Source organism: Cytophagaceae bacterium, assembly GCA_016722655.1.
In the GTDB taxonomy this organism is placed as follows: domain Bacteria; phylum Bacteroidota; class Bacteroidia; order Cytophagales; family Spirosomataceae; genus Leadbetterella.
Genome location: JADKIR010000004.1, coordinates 1,072,092 through 1,083,523 on the forward strand (window position 1 = coordinate 1,072,092; position 11,432 = coordinate 1,083,523).

Annotated in this window: 7 protein-coding genes; all 7 read right to left on the reverse strand. The window is 39.9% G+C overall.

Features of this window, described 5'->3' with window-relative positions:
- Positions 1–20: 20 nt before the first annotated feature.
- Positions 21–1,316, reverse strand: coding sequence for an acetylxylan esterase (locus IPP61_05220; protein ID MBL0324569.1), 1,296 nt, complete (start codon positions 1,314–1,316; stop codon positions 21–23).
- Positions 1,313–2,506, reverse strand: a complete 1,194-nt coding sequence (locus IPP61_05225) for an AGE family epimerase/isomerase (GenBank protein MBL0324570.1) — start codon at positions 2,504–2,506, stop codon at positions 1,313–1,315. The genes IPP61_05220 and IPP61_05225 overlap by 4 nt, the downstream gene beginning before the upstream one ends.
- Complete coding sequence (locus IPP61_05230; GenBank protein MBL0324571.1) at positions 2,503–5,772, reverse strand: cellulase family glycosylhydrolase; 3,270 nt, start codon at positions 5,770–5,772, stop codon at positions 2,503–2,505. The genes IPP61_05225 and IPP61_05230 overlap by 4 nt, the downstream gene beginning before the upstream one ends.
- A gap of 5 nt (positions 5,773–5,777) precedes the next feature.
- Positions 5,778–6,968 carry a glycosidase gene (locus IPP61_05235; GenBank protein ID MBL0324572.1) on the reverse strand — a complete coding sequence of 397 codons (1,191 nt, stop codon included), beginning with the start codon at positions 6,966–6,968 and terminating at the stop codon, positions 5,778–5,780.
- Positions 6,969–7,001: 33 nt separating this feature from the next.
- Positions 7,002–8,825, reverse strand: a complete 1,824-nt coding sequence (locus IPP61_05240) for a Na+:solute symporter (protein MBL0324573.1) — start codon at positions 8,823–8,825, stop codon at positions 7,002–7,004.
- 5 nt (positions 8,826–8,830) lie between these two features.
- Positions 8,831–9,928 carry a beta-mannosidase gene (locus tag IPP61_05245; protein ID MBL0324574.1) on the reverse strand — a complete coding sequence of 366 codons (1,098 nt, stop codon included), beginning with the start codon at positions 9,926–9,928 and terminating at the stop codon, positions 8,831–8,833.
- A gap of 272 nt (positions 9,929–10,200) precedes the next feature.
- Positions 10,201–11,418: a hypothetical protein gene (locus IPP61_05250; protein MBL0324575.1), complete on the reverse strand. Its 1,218-nt coding sequence runs from the start codon at positions 11,416–11,418 to the stop codon at positions 10,201–10,203.
- Positions 11,419–11,432: the final 14 nt, after the last annotated feature.

Below are 11,432 nucleotides of genomic sequence, written 5' to 3' on the forward strand. Positions count from 1 at the left end.
GAAAGTAAATAATCCCGCCATTATTTCTGCAATTGACCTTTCATCCATTCCCGCTGACGATCCATCTGAATATCAAAAACCCAGTGGGCTGATTCCAGAGCCAGAAAAGTGGTTTTACTGGAATTTATTGCATTGTAAGCTGCATAAACTGATGTAGGCGGGCAAACGTTGTCGTTGTATCCAAAACTAAACCACATTGGGATTTTGATAAATCTCGCAAAATTTGCTGCATCAAAATATGAGAGTGCATTTATCATTTCATTTTGAATCGCAGAATTTGCCTTTGATTTATCGGCAAATGGTTGTGGCCAGCCACCTGCTCTGCCATACAAACTGCCGGTCATGTCGCACATAGCAGGGTGAACAGGTGCCGCAGCGGTAACACGGGAATCTAATCCGGCTGTGATTATCGACAATGCACCACCCTGGCTCGAGCCCATCACACCCAGGTTTTTACCATCCCATTGTGGCAATTGACACAGAAAATCGTTGGCTTTCAGACATCCCAGTATCACTCTTTTATAAAAATACCGGTCACGGTCGTGGGCGTTATTGAGCCAGTATTGGTTGTTCCAACCACTGAGCAGGTCATCATAGTTTTGTTGCGGCATTATCACCGAAATACCATGGATACCAATTTCGAATGTAATAAATCCCTCTGCTGCCAAAGCCACATCTCCGTAGTAGGGTCTTATGCCTGCACCGGGCACTTTAAGTACAGCCGGAAATTTTCCGGAAATTTTCGGAACACTTAGAATACCATATAATCTTGCCCCCGGTTTCCAGTTTTGCAAGCTTACTTGATACACATCCACCTTATCGGTGCATCTTTCGGGAAGGAGGGTCATTCGGGTGTCCATGGGGAGCTTATTGTTTTCGGAAATGGCATTTTTCCAGAAATCAGCAAAGTCAGTAGGTAAACTCACAGTTGGTTTGATATCCAGAGGTGCGTATGCTACATTAGCCCACTCTTTATAGGTTTTACCTTCGAACTTTACAGATACCGTACAGGTTAAAAATCCCGGTGTTTTGAGCCCAGAGTGTTCTAAAATAGTTGTTCCTGAAGTCAATATTTGATTTTGGGAGTTGCCGGTTTCCTGCTTTTCCTGGGCTATCTCAAATTCAATGGAAGCATCTTTTAACAATACATTGTTTTTAAAAACTGAAACCGTAAATTTTACTTTTTCACCTAGCTTATAATTCCAGTCGGCATGATTGGGCGAGACCATTATTTTGATCCATTTCTCCGATGGAGGAGGCTGGGAAATAGCAATTTTCCCAAGAAAAATAAGGAAGAAGACTAATTTTAATTTCATGATTTAATGGTTTTTATTCTTTTCAATATTTCCAAACAAGCCCTTACATTGTGATATGGACATTTCCAAAAACTAACCTTGCCCTCATTTCCTTTCCGGTAAGCGTCATCAACACCCCAAAACCACTCGCCATTTTGTAAATCAAGGAGGTGTTTTTTGATAAAATCCCAAAAACCTTCTACCCTATGCAGATACTCCTGATTATTGTTGATCTGAAATGCATTGAGGTAACCAACCATACCCTCTGCACTTACCCACCATTCCCGGTGGGTATCTGTATGTTTCGTTTCGGGGTCATATTCATGCAGGAGACTTCCATCAGGCTGACAGCCATCGCTGGTAGCATCCGCCATTTTTATGGCTATTTCCGACCATTTTTCTTGCAAAATAGCATCTTCAATAATTTCAGCCGATTCATAAAGCAGCCATGATGCTTCAATATTGTGACCATAGCTATATGCAGCACTCTGACTTAGCCATTGGGCATCAAAAAATAACTGTAGCTGCCAGGTTTTGGGGTTAATAATATGTTTTTCAAAAACTTCCAAAAGATGGATAATCCGTTTTTTCAATAATGCATCGGGCCAAATCTGGTAAAGATTGGCATAAGCTTCAATTATATGCAGGTGGGTATTCATGGTTTTGGGGTCATTTCGATCTTTTTCACTGAGCCTTACATCATCCAATTTTTCCCAATTCTGCGAAAAAGCCTCCCAATATCCACCATTTTTCGGGTCAAAAGCATGCTCTTCCAATTCAAAAAATAGTTTCTGAGCCTGCTCCAAAACCTCATTTTCAGAGGTGATTTTAAAATATTCAGCAAAAGCATAAAGTGTAAATGCCAGACCATAAGTTTGTTTTCTGCCGTCTAAAACGGTTCCTTCGGCATTTAATGACCAATAAGTACCGCCTGATTCCTGATCAAGAAAATACCTGCAAATGTATTCATAGGCCCTTTGAGCCAGGTTTTTATGTACAGGATTTTGGGTAAATGCATAAGCAGCCGAAAAAGACCAAAGGATGCGAGCATTGAGCACTCCGCCTTTGGGAGCATTATAATCTGGTTGGTTAAGAATATCTACTTCTCCCAAAAATCCTCCGTTTCTGGTATCAGGGCTAAACTTTTCCCAATAGTCCAAAATTCGGTTGAGTTCTACGTTTATTTCTTTTTCAAACTGAGGGAGGTTCATTTTTTGATAATTTTGAAAGAATAATATTTTTTATCCTGAAAAATCCTGATGAAAAAAATCGGTGGAAAACCAGGAAATATAGCAATTTGTGTCTCTTTCTTCTCCAGTTTTTGTATTGGCTGAATCAACCGGCCATCGGTAGAAATTATGGCGAAATTATCGACATCAGTGGGTTGTTTGCCCAACTTTATTATGACTTTTTCGGCACCAGGATTGGGAAAAACCAAAACCGAAGGAGTCTCAAAAGTAGATAGAATGTTGTTGGTAAGGAGTTTTAGTGTGTCTGACTTAGGGATATTGAATTTATCAGCGTATTTTAAAACCACCTGATATTCCCCATGTTTGTCGGCATATAATCGTGCATTGACCTTTGATACTGTGCTGATGGTACTTTGACTACCTTCGGGCTTCGAAGCCAAACTCCAGGTGATGTTAACGTCGTCATTTTCCATATCAGATATATCGCTGATGTACAGGTCATTGTAGCTGCCGGGGCTTAACAAGGGCAACTCAGACATTTTTACCGACGGCCTGGCATTAACATATATTTTTACAGAATCCTTCAAAACTATTTCACCGGTTTTCATTTCAAGATATACCAAAAATTTACCCGGCTGGTCAGAGCTGAATTCAGCCTTAAGTGGTGAGCTGGTTTGTTCTTTAATACTAGGATTCCCCTGCCCGGCCGCTTTCCAGATATTGATGGTTTTTTCAGGAGTATAAATTGAAGACCTGCTTGCATCAATGGTAAGTTTTTGTCCTTGCCCGGTTACTGAGTCGGCGGAAATTCTGGGTATCGAAAAATCTATTTTTTTTTTGTATTGCCAGGTTAAGATTTTTCCAAGATTAAAATCTTTTATCGGAAGTGGGAAATCTCTTTCCAGGGCAATATTTGTAAAACTTTCACTTAGACCTGTTTCGATATCTGTCAATGAAATATCGTAAACGCCGTTTTGCACTAACAAATCACGGTCTAAAGGCAGGTTTAATTTGTCTATCCTTTGACCTTCGCGGTAGTTTAAAAATATGTGTTCAACCTCGTATCTTGTACTCAAAACATTAAAGGAATAGTTGTCTGCCTGTAAATTGTAGCGATTGGTTGCCTGGTAGGTTGCCGCCAGCCCCGGTATTTTATTCCGATATGAAAATGAAACAGGCAATTTGAAAACCTCTGCCCATTTTTTATCTTTGTACACATCCCAAATCCACATGAAAGATGGGGTGCCTCCGAAAATAGTTTTCCAAACGAAAATCTTTTGGTTATCAATTGGAGTATTGGCAGTAGCAACATCCAAACCAAATTCACCACATAAAACCGGCTTTTTGTAATTTATTGCAGACTTAATTTCATCCGATTTTTCTTCGAGTTTCTGTGCGAGTTTGGTATCATAAATATGAAACTGAAGTACATCAAGAGCCTCGAGGTCGCCCATTTGTTTGAGTTGTTCGTCCGATGCCGAAGTGGTGGTGACATGCTGAAAAGGGTCAATGCTTTTGAGATATTTGCTCATTTCATCATGCCAGGAAATCACCGCTTTCTTCCATTGAGCAGACTGGTTGGGGTGATTGCCCGTAAACTGCACCTCATTAAAAAGCTCCCACGCGAAAAGGTTGTTGCTATATCCCCAGCGGGCGACAATGTATCTCAACAAATTTTTTGTGTATTTTTTGGCGGTTTCGTTGTAAAAAAATTCTTCAGGCTTGGTCAATGGGCCACCCAAAGAGGCATTGTAAGGATTATCAGACCAGTTGGAATTTACATTTTCTGAAAACATACCATGCTGGAACAATACCGGCTGGAGAAACATTTTCAGATTTTTTGCAATGTCAAAAATAGAATCATTCAAAGCAGCAGCAGCCTGGGAATACCTCATCAATCCTTGAGTATAGCCATCGTTTTTCCATTCGAGAGCCTGGCGGTTAAATGGCACCTGCCAGTAGCGTATGGTATTGGCTCCAGACGCTGAAAGGTTGGTCATGATCTGGGTATAGTCACCAATACTCGCCCAGCCAAGATTGATTCCCAGAGGGGTGTAAACATTGTCCTGATCTTTAAACCGAAAATATTGCATGGGATTTTTTTTATCAAAAACCTCAATCGCATTTACAAAAGTGGGAAAATAATGAGGGGAAAACTCTGAAATGTCTTTCACTTTTTTATTTAAAATACCTTCAGAATCATGGATTTCGACGTTCATTGAAAAAGGCTCTTCGGTATCAAGGGTAAACCTAAACATCCAATACGACCTTGTGGTGTCGGCCACCCAGTTGCTATTTTGAAAAGAAGCTGGCTGATAAAAAAAGCAGGGAACGCTTAGTTCTTTTCCAGTACCGTAAAATTTGATTTTGAGATTGGATGTTATTTCGGCAGCATCATAGGGGTTTTTGTAGTTTTTGTTGATTTTAAAAACACCTTCTATTTTTTCAAATCTTCTTATTTCCCGATTTTTTATAATAATTTCAGATATCTTTTCTGTTGCATTTAATACAAAAAGAAAGTCTTCCAAAATGCTGCATTTACCTTCATTATCAGTAATTTTCAAAACAATTTTTCCTGAAAAAGGCTTTTCGAAAATATTGGAAAAAACGCCTGTATTGTTTTTAAGAATAAGCCCATTGCCAAAATCCAATTCATAGGATTTGATTTCTCCGTCGGGATCAAAGCTTCCCGATGCATCAAAATTGAGGGTATTTCCTGTAAAAGAAATATCCGGAAATTTCAGATTGGCTACCGGGCTGCCATTTAACGACAAGGAATTGTACAGCCTGAAATCATCAAAATATATTTTGGCTTCGGCTTGATTGTCCACTGAGGCCGAAATCTCAATTTTGTCAAACTGCTTTCCGGTTAGACTGCTCAGATCAAAGGTGGTGTTGGTCCATTGATTGGGTTCTGGCTGAAAATTGTACTCGGGTGCCCAGGCTTCACGAAGCAGCGTACCCTTGTGCCATAGTTTAAGATAAACACGCCCCTTTGTGGTGGAATTTATCATAAAACCGAGGGTATTGTTTTTCTTGATTTCGACAGCACCTGAAAACTGAAAACTTATTGCTTGCCAATTGCCCGCAGATTTAAGATAGTAGGCTACTTTATTGGAATTATTCCCAGTCTTTTGGGAGTTATCTACCACCCCGGCTGACTTCCCCGACAAAGTTATGGCCTGATTTTCAGTTTCAAAATCGACAAATACCTGAGCATTTGATTTTTGAAAATATAAAAAAACAGAAAAAAATAAGAGACATTTTAAACTTCCGGAAAATCTCATATTTTTTAGTTTAATAAACCTGGAACAAGTTCAAACTCGCGGTTTTTATCGATTATTTCATGCAATTTTTTAACTGACTCAAACGGACTGAACCCATCTTCGGGTGTATTGATACAATAATCAAGAAGCTGGTCAAGGCTACTGGTGGCTACATGCATGCGGGTGTCGGAGGAAGCATAATAAATAAAAACGCTACCGTCGTCATCCAGAATCCAACCATTAGAAAAAGCCACGTTACTCACATCACCGATTCTTTCGTCGCCTTCGGGTGCAATAAAGTACCCTGCTGGTTTGTGAATTACCCGTGTGAGGTCTTTGAGATCAGTCATAAATACATACAAAACATATCGAAGGCCTGCCGCTGTATTTCTTACGCCATGTGCCAGATGTAGCCATCCTTTTTCTGTTTTTATTGGTGCCGGACCCTGACCATTTTTTACTTCATATACGGTATGATACCGTTTTTCGTCCAAAATATACTCTTTATCAATTTCAGGACAAAGCATATTTTTCACAAAACCAAAGCCGATTCCTCCACCGCTACCGGCTTCAATAAAACCGTCCTGCGGGCGAGTGTAGAAAGCATATTGGCCATTCACAAATTCAGGATGCAACACGGCATTTCTTTGCTGTGGCGAAGGGGTTTTGAGGTCAGGCAACCTTTCCCAGCTTCTGAGGTCTTTGGTACGGGCGATACCGCACTGAGCCACAGCCGATGACTGGTCGCCATGCGGTGCTTTGGGGTCTTTTCTTTCAGTGCAAAACAAACCGTAAATCCAACCGTCTTCATGAGCCACCAATCGCATATCATAAATATTGCCATCTGGTTCATCAGTTTCAGGCATAAGGATTGGATAATCCCAGAATCTGAAATTATCGATACCATTGGGGCTTTCGGCAATGGCAAAAAATGACTTCCTGTCTGCCCCTTCAACCCTTACTACCATGAGGTACTTTCCATCAAATTTTATAGCTCCGGCATTAAAAGTAGCATTTATCGGAAACCTTTTCATGAGATAAGGGTTGGTTTCAGGATTGAGGTCATATTCCCACTCCAGTGGAACATGGGCCGCTGTAATTACGGGATTTTTGTATCTTTTATATATTCCGTTTCCCAGAAACTCAGGCTCATTTTTTTTGCCTAAAATTTCCTCTTTCTCTTCTTTTAACAACCTAAATCTTTCTTCAAAAATCATTACTATCTTATTTTAAAAATGGCCTATTAGTTTTCAAGATAAATGTTTATACCAGGTTTTATACAAAATAAAAACACAAATTGCCAATATGCAGAAAGTCAATACAGCCTGAAATGGCATGAGCAAGACAACAAAAACGGGAAGGGCGGTTATTGAAGTTTGAGCAATTATTCCAACAAAAACATTGAAAACATCATACTTAAAACGATTATTTGCAACAAAACCGGGGTTTTCTTTTGTCACTTTTTCCTTTATTGGTCCCCAAAAACCCCAGGGATTTACTGTCTTATAAAAATTCTTCAATACAGGTTCTTCAGTTGGTGAGCTTAACAAGGAACCAAAAATGGCCCCTGCAAAAGATAATACGAGGATTATCGGAAAATAGTACAGCGGTAGAGTGTCAGGGAAAACATAGGGCAAAACCATTGCCGAAACGATACCCAAAAGCATCCCGGCAAAGAAACCGTTGGCATTGAATCTCCACCAGTGCCATTTGAGCACATTGGAAGCCACATACCCGCCGTAAAGTGCACCCACAATCCATTGGAGAACAGAGTTTACGTCTTTGGCATAAATTCCCAGAGCAATACTTATTATCACCACGACAACCCCACTGAGGTAGTTCATGCGGCTGATTTGACCATTGCTGGCTTTGGGGTTTATATCTTTTAAATAAATATCATTGACCAGATAAGCCTGGGCTGCATTGAGGGTACCTGCAAAAGTACCCATGAAAGCAGCCATTAGCTCAACCAGAAATAGCCCTAAAAGTCCGGCAGGTGCAAATTTCACGATAGAGGCTGGCAAAATCCGCTCAAAATCCAGAGCACCGGATGCCGTTTGTATGTTTAATTCAGAAAAATATAATAAGCCCAACACAGTAAAACCGATAATCATAAAATAACGGGTGGGGAGCAAAACGATATTGACAAACATGCTCATTAAGGAGGCTTCTTTAGGTGATCTTGTCGACAGAGTCTTTTGCATATCATAGTTAGGTGCAGGTCCCGCCACAGATGACAGAATTCCTTTGGCCAGCATCAGTGAAAAGAACAAACCAAATGGCTCATATTTGTCTTCAATAATTTTCTGGTTTACCTCAGGCAAAATCCCACTCCAGTCGAGGTTGAGATTCCAGCCAAAAAATATATTGCTCCAATCGGCTGGAACAGGCAACGAATGTCCCCACAAATGATACATTGCGATGCCCCCAATCGACACCGACCCAATAGCCATGAGTGAATACTGGATTAAATCGGCCCAGACGATGCTTTTCATTCCACCCAAAATGGAATAAAAAACCGCAAAAATGGTGAAAATAATTCCATAAAAATGAGGGACGAATTCAGGACTAATATTAAAAGGAACAAATGAGGAAATAGATGAAAAAGGAATGAAAATCTCTATGAATTTGCCCAGACCAATAAACCCGTAAGCCATAAATCCAAAGCAGCTCAAAAGGGCAAAAGCGATAATAATTTTATGACTCCTAAGGGCGTCTTTCCCCTGCCCAAAACGAAATAATATCCACTCAGCACCCGTACTTACATTTGATTTTCGGAGCCAGGATGCCAGATACACAAACATAAACACCTGATTAAATACCGGCCACAACCATACCAACCACAAACTTTTTAATCCATATATGAACATGATCGAGACCATCCAGATAGTACCGGAGATATCAAACATACCCGAAGCGTTGGAAATACCCAACATCCAAAACGGCAGGTTATTCCCGCCCAACATATAGTCATTCTTTGATTTGTTGGCTTTGTTTTTCATGATTATACCTACTGCAGAAACCACAATAAGATATAAAACAATAACTGCCGCATCAAGGCTATGTATTTTCATTCAGGTTAAGGTTTTATTTTAAAATCATTTCCAAACAACAACATTCCATTTTGAGCCATATTTTTAAAGTCATCGGCGGACTCCTGACCCAAATAAGGAGCGTAAAAATGGTCAGGCCGCCCATTTCTCCACACTAAAACATAGCTTAACCCCGAATCTGAAATAATCGGACCGAGAATTTGAGTCCACCAGTTTTTTTCAGTTACCCTTTCCAGCCCAGTTTCGGTTATTGCAAATAGTTTCTGGTTGTCTTTAGATAATTTTTCTATCGTTTTTACCATTCTTTTTGTATTCACAATAAAATCCTGATTGGATTGAGGGGCGTTTCGATGATAGGTGTCAAATCCCAGAATATCAACATAATCATAACCCGGAAAACGCTCCAGATAATGGGACTCATCACGAAAATTATCGGTAGAGTAAGCCCAAAGCAGGTTTTTTACTTTTTTCTTTTGGGTGAAATAATTGTAGGTCATTTTCCAGAAATCTTTGTATTGCTGCGGTGTACAGTGGTCAGCTCCCCACCAAAACCAGCTGCCGGTGTGTTCATGGTAAGGTCTGAATATTACTGGTACCAAATCGCCTTTTTCTGTTTTAAGAGACAGGAAATAATCCGCCAGCTTATCCAGCGTTTTTTGATATTTTTTCAGGTTATCAGGATTATTTAAAATTTTGCCTATCGTATTTTCCATTTTATCCCAGGTAGATTTCGAAAAATCCAGAGGGTTGTTAGGGTGCCAGCTATAAGTACTAATTATCCCGTTCTGATAGGCCAAAATGGTCGTTTTCTTCATAAAATCAAACGGTACGCCATCGAGGTTAGCCGGGTGGTCTAGTTCCAGATGTCCCAGGTCCCAGCCCAATAGCCCCGGATGTTTTCCTGAAATATTTTTTATGTCAGACTGAAGTGGTTTATCTGCAATCCAACGTGAACCATCAGGATTTAGACCATAAGCCATGGCATCCTGATGCCCGAAAATGACTCCTTTTCCCCGAATCTTAAAAAGTGATTGATATAACTGCCGGGTTGATTTACCGGCTTTTTTATTGACTTGACCAAAACTAACACTTTCAAATACCAAAAATACAAGTACCAAAATCATTTTTTGGGGAAAATACATTTTCATAGCTCAGGTATTTTTTAAATATTAGAATTATTTGAAATAATATTATTTTACAAATATCAAAAATTGAAATGCAGGGATATCAAAATACAAATTTTTTTTGAAAACATCTGTCGTTATTCTAGATGCCAATTTTTAGAAAAAATATTTGCTTATAGAATTTTTGACGTAATTTTTGCATAAGAATTCCGAATATGGAAGGCTCATTACGAGCCCTCCAACATCGAAAAATTATTTAAGATAACCAGTGATTACTCAAGAACGGGGGCGGGTACAATTCGGAAATTATCCCAATACACTTCCATTTCCTGTTTTGTGCCGCCATGTAAATAAATCCGGGTTTCAATCCACTCTTTCAAATGGGCATCTTCCAAGGTTTTTACGTTGGTGCCTTTGTTGGCTCCGGCATCATCTTCAGAATAAATGAAATCAGAAAGCGGAATTGTGACGGTTTGCCATCCGGAGGTTTTAAAAGCAGTGCCCGAGAAATTTCCACCGCCAAACGGGAAATTGTAATTCATGGTGCCTTTCGGGCTTTTGTACCAAATTCTAATCGGATTTGAATCCCAGGCTTTGGGTACGTTTACTTCAAATTTCACCAAAATTTTCTTTGCATCTCCCCCTTTTACTCCATAATCGGCCAAAGGTTTGTTGTCGGCAATATGGAAGTTTTCGTCCCAAGCCCAATCACCGTATAAACCCTTTACTACGGCATAATTACCTGAAAGCGGTGCAGGGGAAGGACCCGAAGATACTTTCATAGAAGTCCATCCTTGCTTTGCAGGGTCATTGGTAAATATCAGACCTCTGGCATCTTTGTATCTTTCAGCAACCACTTTTGTACTCGCACCATTGGTAATGGTAACTTCTGTATTTTCAACTGCACCATTTGGAACTACTACATGAACCTCTTCAGCTGTCACTTTAGTTGGCTTGGCTTCGATGGTTCCAAAAAGTACTTTCGTATTTTGAACTGTAAAGCCATAGAGGTCGAGATTCTTGGTTTTAATTACCATATTCTGTCCAATAGGCGTAAATCCTTCTGTCTGGCCACCATATCCATAAGCCAGAAGTGGAGCCATGTAAACAGTAAACCCAAACTCGGCATTTCCTGCGGGAGTAGTGAGAATGATTTTATTATTGATGGTTTTTGGAACGGTTTTAGGCACTTTAAAAGTGATTTCAGTGGGTGTAATATAAACCTCCTTTAAATCAACTTCCACGTCATTGATCATTATTTTGCTTACACCGCATAGATTGCTTCCCTGCAAAACCACCCATTCGTCAAGCTTGGCACCGGGAATGGTGATTGTTCTGGCAGTAGGGGTTGTTGCAGAAGTCACAGCTGGCAAGCCATCGCAAACTGCCACCTTTTCAACCTCAATTTTTTGGCAGGCACCAAATAGTATTGCCATTGAGGTAAAAACCGTCAAAGATTTTAAAACGCTATAATTAAAAATTCTTTTCATCTTTATAAATATTT